This window comes from Actinomyces sp. Z5, from assembly GCF_003287795.1.
In the GTDB taxonomy this organism is placed as follows: Bacteria; Actinomycetota; Actinomycetes; order Actinomycetales; family Actinomycetaceae; genus Actinomyces; species Actinomyces glycerinitolerans.
Genome location: NZ_QMIN01000073.1, coordinates 61,727 through 79,711, shown reverse-complemented (window position 1 = coordinate 79,711; position 17,985 = coordinate 61,727). Strand labels below are relative to the sequence as shown.

The following is a 17,985-nucleotide window of genomic DNA, read 5'->3' as shown; positions in this document are numbered from 1 at the left end:
AACACTAACCAACCCGTCCGCCCCGAGCCGGTGCCCCGCCCCGAGTCGCCGCCCGGCACGGTGCGGGCCGCCCCCGGAACCCACACGGTTCCGGGGGCAACCCGTTTGTCCCGGGCTTCGGCGTCGGCCGAGCAGTTGGCGACGTCGTGGCCGTGGTCCGCGGACCGCGGCCACGACGGGGCACTCAGATGTCTTCTAGTGCGGCACCCTTCGTCTCGCGGGCGAACAGGTAGACCACGCCACCCAGGAACAGCAGCACCGCGAAGATGATGAAGGGCAGGAACACCACTTCCGGGCTGAGCTCCGAGGAGCCCACCAGGGCACCGACGAAGTAGGGGCCGACGACCTTGGCAATCGCGCCGATCCCGTACCCCAGGCCGAGGCCGGTGGAGCGGGCCTCCGTGGGGAACTGCTCGCCGCCGAAGGCGTTGAGGATGCCGAAGGCGCCGTCGCCGAACATCATGACGATGAAGATTCCGGCGAAGAACACGTAGCCGGCGTTGCCGATCTCTCCGCCGGAGGAGACCATCCGTGTGGAGAAGGCGGCGATCAGGGCGCCGACGGCACCGATCATGCCGCAGCCGAACATGGTCCAGCGCCGTCCGATCTTGTCGGAGATCCAGGCCGATCCCAGGCGGCCCAGCAGGTCACCGAGAGATACGAACATGAACAGGGTCGCCACGGCGCCCGCAGAGAATTTGAACGACTGCCCCAGCAGCGTCTGTCCCCAGGACTGCACCGTGAAGGAGCCCATGATGAAGCAGAAGGATCCGACCGCGACCACCAGCAGCTGCTTGGGGTACTTCTTGAAGATGACCGAGTAGGACGCCGACGAGGTCTCCTTGATGTCGGGCAGATCGGCCACCTGCTCCATGGGGATCTCCATGGCCCACGCGTAGGCCTCCTTGGCCTCCCGGTCACGCCCGCGGGACTGCAGGAAGCGCGGCGACTCGGGAATGATGCGCGCCCAGGCGAGCAGCACGATGGGGATGCAGCCGACGGCGATCAGTCCGCGCCAGCCGAGCGCATCGCCGAAGTACTTGGTCACCAGCCCGCCCAGGAAGATACCGGCCGGAATGAACACGCTCGTGAGCCCGGCCAACAGGCCGCGCTGCTTGGCGGGTACGAATTCCTGCACGAAGGGCACGGAGGTGATGTTGAGGCCTCCGACGCCGAAGCCCACACCGGTGCGCAGGATGGCCAACAGAATCCAGCCGTTTACCGGGGTGAAGGCGGAGCCAGCGGTGAAGACCACCAGCACCACGATGCACCAGATGAAGGCGGCCTTGCGACCGAACACGTCCGCCAGTCGGCCCCAGGTAATGGAGCCGAGGACCGTGCCCAGGCCGGAGCCGGCGAGGATCACGCCGGAGTGGAATCCGGTCAGGTTCCAGCCCGGAGTCTCGATGAGGAGGTTGATGATGAAGCCGATTAGGAACATGTCGAAGAACTCCGACACGTTGCCCACGATCGCCATGCCGATCAGCGACTTCTGGTGACCGGTGAGGTGATGATTGTCGATTTGTTCAGGGGCGGTCTTCCCCCGCGGCGCCGCAGGCGCCGTTGCTTGTGTACTCATTTCAATCCGATCTTGTCGATTGAGCAGACGTTTGATTAGGGGCCGGCCGCCGGGCGGCTGTGCGCCGCCCGGCGGTGCGGTCGATTTGCTCAGCGGACGATGTCCGAGCTCTGCAGGGTCTGCAGCTCGCCGGGACGCACGTGGGTCAGGTCGCCGTGGTGCGTCAGCGCGATCTGGGCGACCTTGGTGCCCATCTGGATGCCCTTCTCGACGTCGCCGTCGAGCCAACCGTGCAGCGTGCCGGCGACGAAGGAGTCACCTGCCCCGGGCCGGTCGATCACCGGGACGGAGTGGATCTCGAAGATGCGATCCTTCTCCGCCGTCGACAGGTAGGTACCGGCGCGGCCGTCGGTGGAGACCACCGTGGGCACGCCCATCTCCTCGCGCAGGGCGTGGCAGGCCTGCACGTCCGGCTTGTCGATGCCGAACACCACCCGGGCGTCCGTACGCGAACAGAACAGGATCGAGGACTGGCGCGCGATCGGCTCGAGGGTCTCGCGTGCCTGCTCGCCGGTCCACAGCAGGGAGCGGAAGTTGACGTCCAGGGCGACGTCCACGCCCCGCTCGACGGCGGCGTCGGCGAAGTAGCGCACCACCCGGGCGGTCTCGGGGGTGAGCGCCGCCGTGATGCCGGTGAGGAAGACGACGCGGGTGTCCAGCAGGGCATCCCAGTTGAACTCCTCCGGCGTGATGGTGCGGAAGGGCGTGTGCAGCCGGTCGTAGGTCACCTTGCCCGGCAGCGGGAACTCGCCCGGTTCGAGGAAGTACAGGGCCACCCGGCCCTCCTCCGTCATCACCGTGTGACGGATGTCCACGCCGACGGCGGAATACTCCAGGGCGATGCGGTCGGCCAGCTCACCCTTGGGCAGCTTCGACGCCCAGGCGGTTGAGCGGCCGAGCTCGCTGAGCAGTCCGGCGACGTTGGCTTCGGAGCCGGCAGCGGTCATGCGCAGTGAGCGGGCTGTGGACAGCCGTTCGCCACGCTCACAGGTGAGGCGGATCTGCCCCTCACCGATAGTGGTCAGGTCGTACGTCATTGTTCGGTCTTTCTGGTTGACTGTGTGTGGCCGCGAATGGGCGGCGCTGCGGCTGCCTGTCTGGCTGCAGCCGTAGGGGTTCTCGAAGACGGTCAGGGGATGACGGCGTGTGTGCCGCGTGCGGCTCGCGTTGCGAGTCGTCTGATGATGCTCAGGGCCTCTGAATGGCGATGCCGGCGCCGGCGGCCTTGCCCTCAATGAACTCGCGTGCGGCCACGCAACGGGCGACGGAGTCGGGCGCGTCGTCGTTCCACATCTCAATCATGAGCCGACCGGTCCAGTGCTGGGCGGCGAGCAGCTGGAAGGACTTGTCCCAGTCGACGATGCCGGTGCCCATCTCCACCCGCCGAGGCTCGCCGCGGCGCACATCCTTGGCGTGCATGGCCACCATGTGCCCGCGGCCCGCCTCCAACTCGACGGCGGGGTCAAGCCCCTGCTCGGCGATGTTGCCGAGGTCGGGGTAGACCTGCAGGTAGGGGGAGCCGACGGCGTCGACGAACTCCATGGCCTTGCGGATCGAGGTTACGTCGGTGCCGTCGACGTTCTCGATCCCCATCACCACCCCGAGGCGAGAGGCGAGGGGCACGGCGTCGGCGAGCAGCTGGCCGTACCAGCGTTCGGCGTCCGGGTGGGGGTCCTCGTAGTAGGCGTAATAGCCCGCGATCTGGATTACGGGCGCCCCCAGTTCGTGGCACAGTTCCAGGCCGCGGGCCATGACCTCGCGGGCCCGACGCCGTACCTCGGGGTCGGCCGAGCCCGGGCCTATGCGCCGGTGCACCGACAGGCACACCCCGCCGATGCCGGTGCCGACCGACTCGGCGGCCTCACGTACCATGCGGCACTGGCGTGGCCCCCACTCGAGGCGGGCCTCCCGCTCCGGGGACTCGTCGACCGACAGGTCCAGGAAGGAGTAGCCGGCCTGCGGCACCTGGGCGAGGAAGCCCGCCCAGTCGTCGGGGGTGGCCAGCGGGTTGCCGACCAGGGCCTTCTCGTAGATGCCCAGGCGGATACCGTCGTCGAGGGAGGTCACGCTCATGACCACACCTCGTCGATGGCGTCGCGCAGCGCAGATGCGGCGGCGGCCGGATCCTCGGCGCCGACGATCGAGCGTCCGGCGATGACGATGCCGACCCTGCGGCCCGCGAAGGCCGGCAGGTCCGCCACGTTGATGCCGCCGGTGACGGTGACCGTGAAGCCGATGTCCGCCAGCTCGTCGACCCGGTCCATGTCCTCGGCCTTCCAGGACAGGTCGCCGGAGGCCTCGCGGTCGCGGGACCGTTTGACAATGACGTGCTGGACGCCGGCGGCGCGCCAGGCGCGGGCCCGCTCCGGGTCGTACCACTCGTCGGCCAGCTCCACCTGTACCTCGCCGTCGAACTCGGCGGCGACCTTGCAGACCTGCTCGATGGTGGTCATGGAGGCGCCTGCCACGCAGGAGACCAGGTCCGCGCCGGCCTCGAAGGCGAGGCGGGCGATCTTGGCGCCCGCCTCCGCGATGCGCACGTCGGCGAGGATCTGCTTGTCCGGGAACAGGGCGCGAATGTTGCGCACCGCGTGGTAGCCCTCGCACAGGATCAGGATGGTGCCGCACTCGATGACGTCGACGTACGGCGCCGCCTGCTGCAGGGGGCCCAGCGCGCTGGGCTGGTCCAGGGTGTCCAGGGCGATCTGGAGCCTGGGCGTGTTGCGGGGTTCGCTCATTTCAACTCGCCTCGCTCAGTCGGCCAGGGGCTCGAATGCGAAGAACGTGGCGGCGTTGTTCACCAGCAGGTCCTGGACGTAGTCGGGGTCGAAGCCCTCGTCGTCGATCAGGCGCGGGCAGAACACCGCCGGGTCGTAGTCGATCCCGGAGACCGAGCCGTAGGCCTTCTGGTAGGAGGCCTTGCCCGAGTCGGTGCCGAGCAGGATCTGCTTGCCGTAGCCCTTCTCACCGAGCACCTTGAGCAGGTTGACGCGGGCGTTGTCCGGCACGTACTTGATGCGGTTGGTGCCGTCCAGCTCCACGTAGGCGCCGAGCTTGGTGATCTGCTCCTGGATCCACGGGTCCCAGTTGCGCTGGATGTGGCCGATGGCGATCTTCTCCGGGGCCACACCCTGCTCGATCAGGAAGCGGGCCTGCTCGGGGCCGCAGGTGCCGGCGGTGACGTGGGTGTTGACGGGCGCGCCGGTCTCCTTAGAGGCGATGGCGACGGCCTTACCGGTCTTGACCTCCCAGTCGGTGATCTTGCCGTAGGCGGTCGCCCACTTGATGACGCCGGCGCGCACGTCGGTGCGCTTGACCAGCGGTCCCATGTAGTCATTGGCGTCCACGCCTTCGACGATGTCGGCGATCAGCAGGTCGGCGATCTCGTTGACGGTGTACTGGTTGACCCAGGACTGGCGCCACTCGAGGTAGACCTTCTGCTGGTGGAAGCCGGTGGCCTGAATGACCTGCAGGTCGGGGACCCGCTCGACGACGCGCTTCAGCTTGAGCACGCCGCGGCCGGAGGACGCCGGGCACATGTCCACGATGGTGGCGGTGGGGGCGAAGCGCTTGGAGGCGTCGACGAAGTAGCCAGCCTCCTCGACCGCCTTGTCCTCGTCGTCCAGGAGGTGGTCGGGGTCGATGTAAACCTCGCCCGCGCCGACGCGGATGAGGTGGTCGTGGGCGTTGACGACGCCGAGCGTGGACGGGTCGACGTCGCCGTGAATGGTGCGGACGATTGCCATGGGGGTTCTCCTTCGAACGGATGAGCGATGTACTGCACACCGGGCGGTATCTGTGCCGGCAGGTGCCGGCGAGAGTTGGCTGTAACCACCGGCCCTCACCGCCGCGGTGGCTTCACGCTAAGGCGGGACGATGCCACCCCCAAGGGCGTGTGCTGCACATCCGTGCATCCTTACCTCAGGGCGGGTGGCCTTCATAACCTGTTTGCCTACGCCTAATTGAGGTGAAAGCTAGGTTATCTGGCTGTAAGATGCAATTATGTGCGCAACCTTGGATCGCGAACACGCGCGGCTGCTGCTGGACATCGCCCACCTGTACTGGGACAAGGACCTCAGTCAGGACGAGATCGCCGAGCGCCTGGGCTACTCGCGCTCCACGGTCTCACGCAAGCTGACCGAGGCCCGCCGAGTCGGGATCGTTCAGGTGACGGTCGCACACCCCATCGAGCGGCTGATGGCGTTGGAGGAGGAGCTCACCTCCGCCTTCGGCCTCAAACAGGCTCGCGTCACCGAGGTGTCCCGTCCGTTCGTTCCCGGCGTCACCCCCGACGTCGCCCGGGCCGCGGCGGAGCTGCTGGTTGAGCACTGCGGCCCGCGGTCGGTGATCGCGGTGTCCAACGGGCGGGCCGTGGCCGCCGTCGTGCATCAGATGCCCGAGCGCACCTGGCCCACCTCGACGGTGGTGGCGATGATCGGCTCGGCGGGGGAGTCCTACGACCTCGGCGACGGCGGCGACGTGTGCCGCAACCTGGCCATGCGGCTGGGCGGTCGCTACCGGTCGCTGACCGTGCCGCTGGTCTTCGACTCGCTGAACCTGGCGCGCGCCGTGCGCCAAGAGGACCAGGTCGCCACCACGCTGGAGTTGGCCGCCCGCAGCGACGTCGCCCTGACGGGCATCGGCGCGGTGGGGGAGTCCACCAGCCCGTTGCTGCGCAAGTGGATGACGCCGCAGGTGGTGCGCGAGTGCCGCCGGCGCGGCGCGGTTGCACACGTGTGCGGGCACCACCTGGACGCCGAGGGACGACACGTGCCCACGGCGCTGTGCGAGCGCACCCTGTGCATGGAGCCCGAGCGCCTCAAGGGGATTCCCTTCGTCGTCGGCGTGGCCGCGGGCGAGGAGAAGGTGACCGCGATCCGCGCGGCCCTGCGCGGCGGCTACCTCTCCGCGCTGGTCACCGACGAGGTCACCGCCCGCGCGGTACTCGAGGGAAACTGAGCGTCTAACCTGGGGGCGCGGCGGAACTGTCAAAATCGATGCCAAAGGCCGCTGCTCACCCGGAACACCTCCGACGAAACGGCGTGGTATCAACGGTCTTCGAATGTCGCAAACGTCGATCGGCCCCGTTTGTCATCAATTGTGACAGTGATCGGCAGCCTCTCCCTGATATCACGCAGGTACTGTCCAGCCATGAGCCAGCCGCGCACGATCCAACTGTTCCTCGTTGATGGTGACCCCCGTTTCCGTATCAAGGCCACGCTGAGCAACTGGACCGGTCTGGTCTACTCCCTGCCTCGCACCTGCCTGGACAAGGATCCCGCGCGTCCAGACCTGCAGCAGACCGGCGTCTACCTGCTTTTCGGCACGAACGATGAGACCGGGGAAGCGCAGGTCTACGTTGGCCAGGCACGCGAACGAGCAAACGGCAGCGGCATGCTTGGCCGCATCTACGAGCACATACAGAGGGACGATAGCCAGGACTACTTCACGCACGTCATCGCCGTCACTACTCAGAACGACTCCTTCGGACCTACTGAAATCAGCTATTTGGAGAACCGCTTCTACCGTATGGCCGCCGATGCCGCCAGATACAAGGTCACCAACGGGAACTGCCCCTCACCGGGAAAGGTGACCGAGGAGAAAGAGGCGGAGTTGGAGGAGTTCATTGGTTACGCCCGCACGGTCATTGGGGCATTGGGATTCAAGGTGTTCGAACCCCTAGACACCACCGTGCCCGATTCTGAGCCGGACTTTGTTGACGTGCACAGGGCGGAGCGCGCTGAAGGCGTCTTTGAGCTCAGGTATAACGGAGCGTTTGCGCGCGGCCTGCAAACACCAGACGGCTTCGTGGTATTGAAAGATAGTCGGATCAACGCTGAGCTCACACCGAGCCACCCGGTCAGCATTGAAAGGCTAAGGGATCACTACGTGTACGCAATAGGGGAGGATTGGGTTACCACTGAGGACTTGCTTTTTAATAGCCCGTCTGGTGCCGCCGGGTTCGTTGGAGGCGCCTCCTTGAACGGGAGGACGGAGTGGAAGCGTGGGGGCAGGAGCCTGAAGGAGATTGAGGATTCCGAGGTCGAGAATGCCGTGCAGGAGCCCTGAGCGGTGGTCCTTCGAGTGCACCTGGGAGGGGCGACGCACCGTTTTCGATGGTGCGTCTATCGCCCGCTCGGTCGACGGCAAGATCGTAGGACTGCGCGAGTACCAGACCACCGCGCCCCTGTACGACTGGCGTGGGACTTGGCGCTGAGGCGCTGACGCCATGCCACCCGCCTCGGCGAGTTCCTTGCGCCGGCCCGTGGGGGAGTGGGGTAGACAGGTGCCATGAGCACCGCTGCTGGCCCAGACCCCTCCGCCCGCCCGCTTACGATCGCCGTCACCGGTGCCACCGGCAAGGTCGGTGGCCGTGTCGCCGAGCTGCTACACGACGCTGGCCTGCATCAGCGCCTCCTCGTGCGCAACCCGGCGAAGGCCCCCGCCTGGGCCGACGACGTCGCCGTCGCCTCCTACGGCCAGGCCGACGCCGCCGCGCAGGCCCTGCAGGGAATCGACCTGCTGTTCATGGTCTCCGCGGCCGAGAGCGCCGACCGCCTCGAGCAGCACAAGACCTTCATCGACGCCGCTTCCGCCGCCGGGGTACGGCACGTCGTCTACACCAGCTTCCTCGCCGCCGCCCCCGACGCCGCCTTCACCCTGGCCCGCACCCACCAGGCCACGGAGGAGCACCTGCGCCAGTCCGGCATGGCCTTCACTTTCCTGCGCGACTCCTTCTACGCCGACTTCATCCCCGATCTGGCCGTCGACGGCGTCATCGCCGGTCCGGCGGGCTCCGGACGCGTCGCCGCGGTCGCTCGCGCGGACGTCGCCCGCAGCGCCGCCGCCATCCTCACCGCCGCCGCGTCCGGTGACACCAGCCACGACGGCGCGACCTACGAACTCACCGGGCCCGAGGCCTTCACCCTGGCCGAGGCGGCGGCCACCATCACGGTCGTCACCGGCCGCCCCACCGTCTACCGGGACCAGAGCCTGGAGGAGGCCTACGCCTCCCGGCGCAGCTACGGCGTGCCCGACTGGCAGCTGGACGCCTGGGTGTCCACGTACACCGCCATTGCCTCCGGCGTCCTCGCCACCGTCACCGACGACGTCCGCGCGCTCACCGGGCGGACGCCACTCACGTTGGCCGAGGTGCTGCGCTGAGCAACTCAGCCCAAGCCGGACCCGATCTCACGCGGTGATCGACGTCGAGCGACGCGGCATCCTAGGCGTGGGCGTGCTGCCGGTCCGGGAGGTGACGGCCGGCCCTCCGCTGCATCACCAGCACGACCGCTCCGAACACCGCGAGGACCAGGCTGGCCGCCCACGCCGCACCCATCGGCGCGAACACCTGAAGCACGGCCGCCAGGCCGACCCATTTCGCCGACTGCTCGGACAGGCCCCACAGCGCGAACAACCCGCCTAGAAGCCCAACGAGCGCGAAGGGGATCAGCGTGGGCGTCCCGCCGTCGTAGATGAAGGCCACCCAGGTGCCGAACCCGGCGGAGCCGAGAACCGCAATGGTCAATGCGATGAGGATGAGCATGATCCGGGCGAGCAGGGATTGACGGCCCGTCTGCATGGGGCGGACGCCGGTGTGTCCAGATGTCATGGTCGGCTCCTCTGCCGGGCGGCCCGAGTCCGAGCGGCTCGAGCCTTGACTCATTGTCCGTCAAAGCGTGCGGCACGCCCAAGCGCAGGCCATCACGAACATGCGTTGCCGCCACGATCACGCGTTTTGGAGGTTTGCACGTGCCCAGCACCCGCAAACCTCCAAAACGCGTGTATCAGGGGAGAACTCGTGTGCGCGGTGTCGGCCCGGCGCGCCGCACTCGCCGGTGCGGCCGACGTTCACCGGGTGGACGCCGGCCGCACCGGCCCAGGCGCTGCGCTAACATCGCTCCGAACGACATCCTTGAAGCCCGTCCAGTGAGGCGGAGAAGGAGGTCCACGCACCGTGGCCGCAGCACAGTCCACCGGGAAGCAGATCCTCGGCGCCGCCGAGATCCAGCGCTCCCTCGTCCGCATCGCCCACGAGATCCTCGAGCGCAATCGCGGCAGCAGCAATCTGGTGCTCCTCGGCATCCCCTCCGGGGGAGTCCCGCTGGCCCAGCGCCTGGCCGCAGCCCTGGAGGTCGCCGCCAAGGAGGACGACGACCCCGCCGGCGCCCCACCGGTCGGCACCCTGGACATCACCATGTACCGCGACGACCTCGGCCGCCACCCGATCCGCGTGCCCCAGCCCACTCGCATCCCGGGGGAGAGCCTCGAGGGCCGCACCGTCATCCTGGTCGACGACGTGCTCTTCTCCGGCCGCACGATCCGCGCCGCCCTGGACGCCCTGGGAGCCATCGGCCGCGCCGACGCCGTGCAACTGGCCGTGCTGGTCGACCGCGGCCACCGCGAGCTGCCCATCCGCGCCGACTACGTGGGCAAGAACCTACCCACCTCCCGCAACGAGAAGGTGGTCGTGTCCCTGACCGAACTCGGCGCCGCCGCCGACGCCGTCACCATCGTCGATGCCGCGACCCAGGAGGCCACCCGATGAAGCACCTGCTGTCCGCCAAGGACCTGTCCCACGACGAGGCGGTGATGGTGCTCGACACCGCCGAGGCCATGGCCGCCACCCAGCGTCACGCCGTCAAGAAACTGCCCACCCTGCGCGGCAAGACCGTGGTGAACCTCTTCTTCGAGGACTCCACCCGCACCCGGCTGTCCTTCGAGGCCGCCGCCAAGCGGCTGAGCGCCGACGTCATCAACTTCTCCGCCAAGGGCTCCTCCGTGTCCAAGGGGGAGTCGCTGAAGGACACCGCCCAGACCATCATGGCCATGGGCGCAGACGCCGTGGTGGTGCGTCACTCCGCCTGCGGCGCCGCCCACCTGCTCGCCCACGCCGGCTGGATCGACGTGCCCGTGCTCAACGCCGGCGACGGCACCCACCAGCACCCCACCCAGGCACTGCTGGACGCCATGACCCTGCGCCGCTGGTACACCCCCGGCGGGCCGGCCTCCGGCTCCGCCCGCGCCGGCGACGGCAGCCCCGCCCCCCGCGGCCGCGACCTTGAAGACGCCCGCGTCATCATCGTCGGCGACGTGCTGCACTCGCGCGTGGCCCGCTCCAACGTCGACCTGCTCACCACCCTGGGCGCCCACGTCACCCTTGTGGCTCCGCCCACCCTGCTGCCGGTGGGCATGGATGACTGGCCCTGCGACGTGTCCTACGACTTCGACGCCGCCATCGCCGCCGTCGAGCCCGACGCCGTGATGATGCTGCGCGTGCAGCGCGAGCGCATGAGCGCCGCCGGCGGCGGTTACTTCCCCAGCCCCGGGGAGTACTCCCGCGGCTACGGACTAGGCGCGGTGCGCCGCGCCGCCATGCCCGAGCACGCCATCGTCATGCACCCCGGGCCCATGAACCGCGGCCTGGAGATCACCGCCGACGCCGCCGACGACCCCCGCTCGCGCGTGGTCGAGCAGGTCGGCAACGGCGTCTCCGTGCGCATGGCCGCCCTCTACCTGCTCCTCGCCGACGAAGGGAACCAGCTGTGACCGCCCACCTCCTGCCCGGGGTCCGCCCCTACGGCGAGGACCCCACCGACGTCCTCGTCATCGACGAAACCATCGCCGCCATCGGCCCCGACGCCGTCGCCCAGGCCCCCACCGACACCCACCGCCACGACGACCTGGCCGGCCTGGTGCTGCTGCCCGGGCTCGTGGACATCCACACCCACCTGCGCCAGCCCGGCGGAGAGAGCGCCGAAACCGTCTACACCGGCACCCGCGCCGCCGCCGTCGGCGGCTACACCGCCGTGTTCGCCATGGCCAACACCACCCCCGTGCAGGACAACGCCGGCGTGGTCGAGCAGGTGCTGCGCCTGGGCAACGAGGCCGGCTGGGTGGACGTCCACCCCGTCGGCGCCGTCTCGGAGGGGCTGAAGGGCGAGCACCTGTCCCAGATGGGCGCCATGGCCCACTCCGCCGCCCGCGTGCGCGTCTTCTCCGACGACGGCAAGTGCGTATCCGACCCGGTGCTCATGCGCCGCGCCCTGGAGTACGCCAAGTCCTTCGACGGCGTGATCGCGCAGCACTCCCAGGACCCCCGCCTGACCGAGGGCTCCCAGATGCACGAGGGTCGCGTCTCCGCCGAGCTCGGCCTCGCCGGCTGGCCCGCCGTCGCCGAGGAGTCGATCATCGCCCGCGACGTCCTGCTGGCGGGGCATGTCGGTTCTCGCCTGCATGTGTGCCACCTGTCCACCGCCGGCAGCGTGGAGATCATCCGCTGGGCCAAGGCCCGCGGCATCGACGTCACCGCCGAGGCCACACCCCATCACCTGCTGCTCACCGACGAGAAGGCGCGCACCTACTCGCCGCTGTACAAGGTGAACCCGCCGCTGCGCACCGCCGAGGACGTGGAGGCCGTCCGGGCGGCGCTCGCCGATGGCACCATCGACGTGGTCGGCACCGATCACGCCCCCCACCCGCGCGAGTCCAAGGACTGCGAGTGGCAGGCCGGCGCCTTCGGCATGACCGGCCTGGAGACCGCGCTGCCGATCATCATCGCCACCATGGTCGAGCCGGGCCGCATGACCTGGCGGGACGTGGCCCGGGTGCTGTCCGAGACGCCCGCCCGCATCGGCCGCCTGCACGACCAGGGTCGTCCACTGGCCGTCGGCGAGCCCGGTAACCTGACGGTGGTCGACCCGAGCGTGCGCCGCGTGGTGGACCCGGACGCCCAGTGGACACGTTCCAACAACACCCCCTACGCCGGCATGGAACTGCCCGGACGGGTCATGGCCACCTTCCTGCATGGCCGCCCGACCGTGCTGGCCGGCCGGCCCGTCGAGCAGACCGAACCGAAGGAGCATGCATGAGCGCCCCCAACCCCGCGACCCCGGCAGCGTACGGCGGCTTCACCAGCCCCGCCCTGCCCGCCGGCGCGCCGATCGAGCGCACCCCGGCGCTGCTGGTCCTGGAGGACGGCTACACCCTGGTGGGCCGCTCCTACGGAGCCACCGGCTCCACGGTCGCCGAGATCGTCTTCAACACCGGCATGACCGGCTACCAGGAGACCCTCACCGACCCCTCCTACCACCGGCAGATCGTGGTCATGACCACCCCGCACATCGGCAACACGGGCGTCAACGACGAGGACGGCGAATCCGACCGCATCTGGGTCGCCGGATTCGTGGTACGCGACCCCGCCCGCCGCGCCTCCTCCTGGCGGGCCCGCCGTGAACTCGAGTCCGACCTGGTCACCTACGGCGTGGTCGGCATCTGCGAGGTGGACACCCGGGCCCTGACCCGTCACCTGCGCGAACGGGGCGCCATGCGCGCCGGCATCTTCTCCGGCGATGCCCTGCCCGACGGCTTCGCCGAGCACCCCAGTTCCGCTCCCTCCGAGGCGGCCCTGGAGGCCTGCCTGAGCGCCGTGCGCGCCGCCCCGGCCATGGCCGGCCAGGCGCTCGCCGCCGAGGTGACCACCACCGAGGCCTACGTGGTTGAGCCCCGCGGCGAGTTCGCCGGCCAGGAGCCGGTCGCCGTCGTCGCTGCCATCGACCTGGGCATCAAGGCCCGCACCCCCTGGCAGCTGGCCGAGCGCGGTGTGCGCGTGCACGTGCTGCCGCAGTCCACCACCCTGGAGCAGCTACGCGCCCTGCAACCCGACGGCGTCTTCTTCTCCAACGGCCCCGGCGATCCCGGCACCGCCGATAAGGAGGTGGCCCTGCTGCGCGGCGTCCTGGACGCGCGCATCCCCTTCTTCGGCATCTGCCTGGGTAACCAGATCTTCGGCAGGGCGCTCGGCTACGGCACCTACAAGCTCGGCTACGGGCACCGCGGCGTCAACCAGCCGGTCCTGGACCGCGCCACCGGCCGGGTGGAGATCACTTCCCACAACCACGGCTTCGCCGTCGACGCCCCCACCGACGGCCCCTCCACCGCCCCCTTCGACTCCGGGCGCTACGGCCGCGTGGAGGTCAGCTACATCGACCTCAACGACGGCGTGGTCGAGGGCCTGCGCGCCCTGGACCTGCCCGCCTTCTCCGTCCAGTTCCACCCCGAGGCCGCCGCCGGCCCACACGACGGCGAGCACCTGTTCGACCGCTTCATACGCATGATGCACGAGCACCGCGTCGCCGCCGCGACCACCGCCCCCGCCACCGACACCGAGGAGAACGCCTGATGCCCCGCCGTACCGACATCTCCTCCGTTCTGGTCATCGGCTCCGGCCCGATCGTCATCGGTCAGGCCTGCGAGTTCGACTACTCCGGCACCCAGGCCTGCCGGGTGCTGCGCGCCGAGGGCGTACGCGTCATCCTGGTCAACTCCAACCCGGCCACGATCATGACCGACCCGGACATGGCCGACGCCACCTACGTCGAACCCATCACCCCGGAGGTCATCGAGGCCATCATCGCCAAGGAGCGTCCCGACGCGCTGCTGCCCACGCTCGGCGGCCAGACCGCCCTGAACACCGCCATGAGCCTGGTGGAGTCCGGCGTGCTGGACAGGTACGGCGTGGAGCTGATCGGCGCCCGTGCCGACGCCATCAACGCCGGCGAGGACCGGGAAGAGTTCAAGCGCGTGGTCGAGCGCTGCGGCGCCGAGGTCGCCCGCAGCGTCATCGCCCACACCATGGAGGAGTGCCACGCCGGAGTGGAGGCGCTCGGCGGCTACCCCGTGGTGGTACGCCCCTCCTTCACCATGGGCGGGCTCGGGTCCGGCTTCGCCTACAACGCCGAGGACCTCGAGCGCATCGCCGGGCAGGGCCTGGCCGACTCCCGCACCACCGAGGTGCTGCTGGAGGAGTCCATCCTCGGCTGGAAGGAGATCGAGCTGGAGGTCATGCGCGACCAAGTCGACAACTGCGTGATGGTCTGCTCCATCGAGAACGTCGACCCCGTGGGCGTGCACACCGGCGACTCCATCACCATCGCCCCGGCTCTGACCCTGACGGACCGGGAACTGCAGCAGCTGCGAGACATCGCCTTCGCCGTCATCCGGGAGGTGGGCGTGGACACCGGCGGCTGCAACATCCAGTTCGCCGTCCACCCCAACACCGGCCGCGTGATCGTCATCGAGATGAACCCGCGCGTGTCCCGCTCCTCCGCGCTGGCCTCCAAGGCCACTGGCTTCCCCATCGCCAAGATCGCCGCCCGCCTGGCCATCGGCTACACGCTGGACGAGATCCCCAACGACATCACCGGCTCCACCCCGGCGTCCTTTGAGCCGGCGGTCGACTACGTGGTGGTCAAGGTGCCGCGCTTCGCCTTCGAGAAGTTCCGCGGCGCCGACCCCACCCTGACCACCACCATGAAGTCGGTGGGGGAGGCCATGGCCCTGGGCCGCTGCTACACCGAGGCCCTGCAAAAGGCCATGCGCTCCATCGACAAGTCCGGCTCGGTGTTCCACTGGGACGGCCCCGCCCCCACCCCCGAGCAGCTGCCCGAGCTCATCGAGTCGCTGCGCACCCCCACCGAGCACCGCCTGGTGGACCTGCAGCAGGCGATCCGCGGCGGCGCCACCATGGAGGCCCTGTTCGAGGCCACCGCGATCGACCCCTGGTTCCTGGACCAGATGTTCCTGCTGCAGGAGATCGCCGAGGAGATGTGCGCGGCACCGGCACTGACCGCCGAGCTGCTTCGGCGGGCCAAGCGGCATGGCTTCTCCGACGCGCAGATCGCCTCCCTGCGCGGTATCGGGGAGGAGACGGTGCGCGAGGTGCGTCACGCTTTCGGGCTGCGACCGGTGTACAAGACGGTGGACACGTGCGCCGCCGAGTTCGCCGCCAACACCCCCTACCTGTACTCCACCTACGACCAGACCACGGAGGTCGCCCCCCGCGAACGGGAGGCCGTGATCATCCTGGGCGCCGGCCCCAACCGGATCGGCCAGGGCATCGAGTTCGACTACTCCTGCGTGCACGCCACCATGGCCCTGTCCGCGCGCTACGACACGGTCATGGTCAACTGCAACCCGGAGACCGTCTCCACCGACTACGACATCTCCGACCGCCTGTACTTCGAGCCGCTGACCTTCGAGGACGTCATGGAGGTCTACGAGGCGGAGCTGGCGGCCGGCCCGGTGGCCGGCATGATCGTCCAGCTGGGCGGACAGACCCCCCTGTCGCTGGCGGCCCGGCTGAAGGCGGCGGGCGTGCCCATCCTGGGCACCACCCCGGAGGCGATCGACGCCGCCGAGGACCGGGAGGTCTTCGGCGTGGTGCTGGAGCGGGCCGGCCTGCCGGCGCCCGCCCACGGTACTGCCCTGAGCGACGAGCAGACCCTGGCCGTGGCCGCGGAGATCGGTTTCCCGGTGCTGGTGCGACCCAGCTATGTGCTGGGCGGGCGCGGCATGGAGATCGTCTACGACCGCGATGGCCTGGTCGACTACCTCTCCCGTGCCTCCGCGGAGGCCGGCGGCGCCTACGCCAACGGCCCCCTGCTGATCGACCGCTTCCTCGACGACGCCATCGAGATCGACGTCGATGCCCTCTACGACGGCACCGAGCTGTTCCTCGGTGGCGTCATGGAGCACATCGAGGAGGCCGGCATCCACTCCGGCGACTCCGCCTGCGTGCTGCCCCCCATGTCCCTGTCCGACACGGAGATCGCCCGCATCCGTCGCTCCACCGAGGCCATCGCGGCCGGGGTGGGGGTGCGCGGGCTGATCAACATCCAGTACGCCCTGGTCTCCGACACCCTGTACGTGATCGAGGCCAACCCGCGCGCCTCCCGCACCGTGCCCTTCGTGTCCAAGGCGACCGGCGTGCAGCTGGCCAAGGCCGCCGCCCTGCTCATGGCCGGCGAGTCGATCGCCTCCCTGAAGGCCTCCGGCCACCTGCCCGCCCACGACGCCGCGATCACCGACCCGCTGGACCCGATCGCCGTGAAGGAGGCGGTGCTGCCGTTCAAGCGGTTCCGCACCCCGGCGGGCCGGGTGGTGGACACCGTGCTGGGCCCGGAGATGCGCTCCACCGGCGAGGTCATGGGCTTCGACGTCGACTTCCCGCGCGCCTTCGCCAAGTCGCAGAACGGCGCCTACGGCGGCCTACCCAGTGAGGGCGCCCTGTTCGTGTCCGTCGCCGACCGGGACAAGCGCGCCATCGTGCTGCCCGTCGCCCGCCTGGCCGAATTGGGGTTCACCATCTACGCCACCGCCGGCACCGCCCAGGTGCTGCGCCGCAACGGCATCAGCGCCACGCCCGTGCGCAAGGTGAGCCAGGGCCAGGGCGCCCACGGCGAGCAGACGATCGTCGGCCTGATCGAGTCCGGCGCCATCGACATGGTGATCAACACCCCCAAGGGCCAGGGCGCCCGCGCCGACGGCTACTCCATCCGTGCCGCCACCACCAGCGCCGACAAGCCGATCATCACCACCGTGCAGGAGCTGCAGGCGGCGGTGCAGGCGCTGGAGGCGCAGCTGGCGGGCCCCTTCCGGGTGCGCAGCCTGCAGCAGCACGACGCCGACCGGTCCCGGCGCCGCGACGCCGCGAAGGTGGACGCATGAGCGCGCAGCCCCCCGCCGCCGGGCGGCTGCCCTTCGGCGTGCGTCTGGCCGCCGCCATGGATGCCCACGGCCCGCTGTGTGTGGGCATCGACCCGCACGCCGCCCTGCTGGACGCCTGGGGTCTGCCGGACACGCCCGCCGGACTGCGGGACTTCTCCCTGCGCGTGGTGGAGGCCCTGGCCGGGCGGGTGGCGGCCGTCAAGCCGCAGTCGGCCTTCTTCGAACGGCACGGCTCGGCGGGGATCGCCGTCCTGGAGGAGGTGCTCGCCGCCCTGCGGCGGGCGGGCACGCTCGCCATCCTGGACGTCAAGCGCGGGGACATCGGCTCCACCATGGCCGGGTACGCCCAGGCCTACCTGGCGGACGGGGCCCCGCTGGCCGCCGACGCGATCACCGTCTCCCCGTACCTGGGCTACGGCTCGCTGAGGCCCGCGCTTCAGGCGGCCGCGGCGACCGGGCGGGGCGTGTTCGTGCTGGCGCTGACCTCCAACCCGGAGGGTGCGGCCGTGCAGCACGCCCGCACCGCCTCGGGGCGGGCGGTGGCCGCCGAGGTGGTCGCCGGCGCGGCCGCCTCCAACGCGGCCGCCCGTGCCGCCGGTGAGCTCGGCAGCGTGGGCCTGGTGGTCGGCGCCACCGTGGGCGACGGCGTGCGCGAGTTGGACCTGGACCTGCTGGCCGCGGGCGGCCCGTTGCTGGCGCCCGGCGTGGGGGCGCAGGGGGCCGGCGCGCCCGAGTTGCAGGCGGTCTTCGGACCCGCCCGGGCCCATGTGTTGGCCTCGTCTTCCCGCGGCGTGCTGGGTGACGGCCCCGACCCCGTGCAGCTGCGCCGGGCCGCGGCCCGGGCGGCCGCCGAGGCCGCGGCCGCCCTGCGCGCGTGAAGGGCGCAGAAGAAGGCATGA

General features: G+C 69.9%; 16 protein-coding genes. 10 read left to right on the top strand and 6 right to left on the bottom strand.

Translation table 11 applies throughout. The features are described from left to right. Window positions 1–184 precede the first annotated feature (184 nt). From DRB06_RS10585 to DRB06_RS10565, 5 genes are all read right to left on the bottom strand, one after another. The gene (locus DRB06_RS10585) at window positions 185–1,579 is read right to left on the bottom strand and encodes an MFS transporter (protein ID WP_111819919.1); all 1,395 of its coding nucleotides are present in this window, start codon (window positions 1,577–1,579) and stop codon (window positions 185–187) included. Window positions 1,580–1,668: 89 nt separating this feature from the next. Beyond that, window positions 1,669–2,616: a sugar kinase gene (locus tag DRB06_RS10580; RefSeq protein WP_073331992.1), complete on the bottom strand. Its 948-nt coding sequence runs from the start codon at window positions 2,614–2,616 to the stop codon at window positions 1,669–1,671. 151 nt (window positions 2,617–2,767) lie between these two features. Beyond that, window positions 2,768–3,652: an L-ribulose-5-phosphate 3-epimerase gene (locus tag DRB06_RS10575; protein WP_073331994.1), complete on the bottom strand. Its 885-nt coding sequence runs from the start codon at window positions 3,650–3,652 to the stop codon at window positions 2,768–2,770. Further along, window positions 3,649–4,317, bottom strand: coding sequence for a 3-dehydro-L-gulonate-6-phosphate decarboxylase (locus tag DRB06_RS10570; RefSeq protein WP_111819918.1), 669 nt, complete (start codon window positions 4,315–4,317; stop codon window positions 3,649–3,651). The genes DRB06_RS10575 and DRB06_RS10570 overlap by 4 nt, the downstream gene beginning before the upstream one ends. Window positions 4,318–4,332: 15 nt before the next feature. Then, complete coding sequence (locus DRB06_RS10565) at window positions 4,333–5,325, bottom strand: phosphotriesterase (protein WP_111819917.1); 993 nt, start codon at window positions 5,323–5,325, stop codon at window positions 4,333–4,335. A gap of 256 nt (window positions 5,326–5,581) precedes the next feature. Here DRB06_RS10565 and DRB06_RS10560 point away from each other — a divergent pair, with 256 nt between their 5' ends. The 4 genes from DRB06_RS10560 (at window position 5,582) to DRB06_RS10550 (ending at window position 8,743) form a co-directional block, all read left to right on the top strand. Continuing rightward, entirely contained in the window at window positions 5,582–6,538 is a 957-nt protein-coding gene (locus DRB06_RS10560) for a sugar-binding transcriptional regulator (RefSeq protein WP_111819916.1), read from the top strand. Window positions 6,539–6,730: 192 nt separating this feature from the next. Beyond that, window positions 6,731–7,648, top strand: a complete 918-nt coding sequence (locus DRB06_RS10555; protein WP_111819915.1) for a GIY-YIG nuclease family protein — start codon at window positions 6,731–6,733, stop codon at window positions 7,646–7,648. Continuing rightward, the gene (locus DRB06_RS16215; protein ID WP_181575257.1) at window positions 7,629–7,796 is read left to right on the top strand and encodes a hypothetical protein; all 168 of its coding nucleotides are present in this window, start codon (window positions 7,629–7,631) and stop codon (window positions 7,794–7,796) included. Before DRB06_RS10555 ends, DRB06_RS16215 begins: the two co-directional genes overlap by 20 nt. Window positions 7,797–7,870: 74 nt before the next feature. Further along, the gene (locus DRB06_RS10550; protein ID WP_111819914.1) at window positions 7,871–8,743 is read left to right on the top strand and encodes an SDR family oxidoreductase; all 873 of its coding nucleotides are present in this window, start codon (window positions 7,871–7,873) and stop codon (window positions 8,741–8,743) included. Between the two features lie 61 nt (window positions 8,744–8,804). Here the strand turns inward: DRB06_RS10550 and DRB06_RS10545 are convergent, their stop codons facing one another. Beyond that, complete coding sequence (locus tag DRB06_RS10545; protein ID WP_111819913.1) at window positions 8,805–9,191, bottom strand: hypothetical protein; 387 nt, start codon at window positions 9,189–9,191, stop codon at window positions 8,805–8,807. Between the two features lie 345 nt (window positions 9,192–9,536). On the opposite strand from DRB06_RS10545, the gene pyrR reads away from it, so the two are divergent. From pyrR to pyrF, 6 genes are read left to right on the top strand one after another with little or no spacing between them, the layout of a single operon-like run. Next, entirely contained in the window at window positions 9,537–10,127 is a 591-nt protein-coding gene (pyrR, locus tag DRB06_RS10540; RefSeq protein ID WP_073332009.1) for a bifunctional pyr operon transcriptional regulator/uracil phosphoribosyltransferase PyrR, read from the top strand. Then, a complete protein-coding gene (locus DRB06_RS10535; protein ID WP_111819912.1) occupies window positions 10,124–11,128 on the top strand; it encodes an aspartate carbamoyltransferase catalytic subunit in 1,005 nt (334 codons plus the stop codon). Before pyrR ends, DRB06_RS10535 begins: the two co-directional genes overlap by 4 nt. Then, complete coding sequence (locus tag DRB06_RS10530) at window positions 11,125–12,450, top strand: dihydroorotase (RefSeq protein WP_111819911.1); 1,326 nt, start codon at window positions 11,125–11,127, stop codon at window positions 12,448–12,450. The genes DRB06_RS10535 and DRB06_RS10530 overlap by 4 nt, the downstream gene beginning before the upstream one ends. After that, window positions 12,447–13,760, top strand: a complete 1,314-nt coding sequence (gene carA / locus DRB06_RS10525) for a glutamine-hydrolyzing carbamoyl-phosphate synthase small subunit (protein ID WP_111819910.1) — start codon at window positions 12,447–12,449, stop codon at window positions 13,758–13,760. The genes DRB06_RS10530 and carA overlap by 4 nt, the downstream gene beginning before the upstream one ends. Further along, complete coding sequence (gene carB / locus DRB06_RS10520; protein WP_111819909.1) at window positions 13,760–17,086, top strand: carbamoyl-phosphate synthase large subunit; 3,327 nt, start codon at window positions 13,760–13,762, stop codon at window positions 17,084–17,086. Before carA ends, carB begins: the two co-directional genes overlap by 1 nt. After that, window positions 17,083–17,964 carry an orotidine-5'-phosphate decarboxylase gene (gene pyrF, locus DRB06_RS10515; protein WP_111819908.1) on the top strand — a complete coding sequence of 294 codons (882 nt, stop codon included), beginning with the start codon at window positions 17,083–17,085 and terminating at the stop codon, window positions 17,962–17,964. The genes carB and pyrF overlap by 4 nt, the downstream gene beginning before the upstream one ends. Window positions 17,965–17,985 lie beyond the last annotated feature (21 nt).

Bases quoted from the DNA above. Each gene is read 5' to 3' on its own strand.
- DRB06_RS10585 (WP_111819919.1), bottom strand. From the start codon at position 1,579: ATGAGTACACAAGCAACGGCGCCTGCGGCGCCGCGGGGGAAGACCGCC.
- DRB06_RS10580 (WP_073331992.1), bottom strand. From the start codon at position 2,616: ATGACGTACGACCTGACCACTATCGGTGAGGGGCAGATCCGCCTCACC.
- DRB06_RS10575 (WP_073331994.1), bottom strand. From the start codon at position 3,652: ATGAGCGTGACCTCCCTCGACGACGGTATCCGCCTGGGCATCTACGAG.
- DRB06_RS10570 (WP_111819918.1), bottom strand. From the start codon at position 4,317: ATGAGCGAACCCCGCAACACGCCCAGGCTCCAGATCGCCCTGGACACC.
- DRB06_RS10565 (WP_111819917.1), bottom strand. From the start codon at position 5,325: ATGGCAATCGTCCGCACCATTCACGGCGACGTCGACCCGTCCACGCTC.
- DRB06_RS10560 (WP_111819916.1), top strand. From the start codon at position 5,582: ATGTGCGCAACCTTGGATCGCGAACACGCGCGGCTGCTGCTGGACATC.
- DRB06_RS10555 (WP_111819915.1), top strand. From the start codon at position 6,731: ATGAGCCAGCCGCGCACGATCCAACTGTTCCTCGTTGATGGTGACCCC.
- DRB06_RS16215 (WP_181575257.1), top strand. From the start codon at position 7,629: ATGCCGTGCAGGAGCCCTGAGCGGTGGTCCTTCGAGTGCACCTGGGAG.
- DRB06_RS10550 (WP_111819914.1), top strand. From the start codon at position 7,871: ATGAGCACCGCTGCTGGCCCAGACCCCTCCGCCCGCCCGCTTACGATC.
- DRB06_RS10545 (WP_111819913.1), bottom strand. From the start codon at position 9,191: ATGACATCTGGACACACCGGCGTCCGCCCCATGCAGACGGGCCGTCAA.
- DRB06_RS10535 (WP_111819912.1), top strand. From the start codon at position 10,124: ATGAAGCACCTGCTGTCCGCCAAGGACCTGTCCCACGACGAGGCGGTG.
- carA (WP_111819910.1), top strand. From the start codon at position 12,447: ATGAGCGCCCCCAACCCCGCGACCCCGGCAGCGTACGGCGGCTTCACC.
- carB (WP_111819909.1), top strand. From the start codon at position 13,760: ATGCCCCGCCGTACCGACATCTCCTCCGTTCTGGTCATCGGCTCCGGC.
- pyrF (WP_111819908.1), top strand. From the start codon at position 17,083: ATGAGCGCGCAGCCCCCCGCCGCCGGGCGGCTGCCCTTCGGCGTGCGT.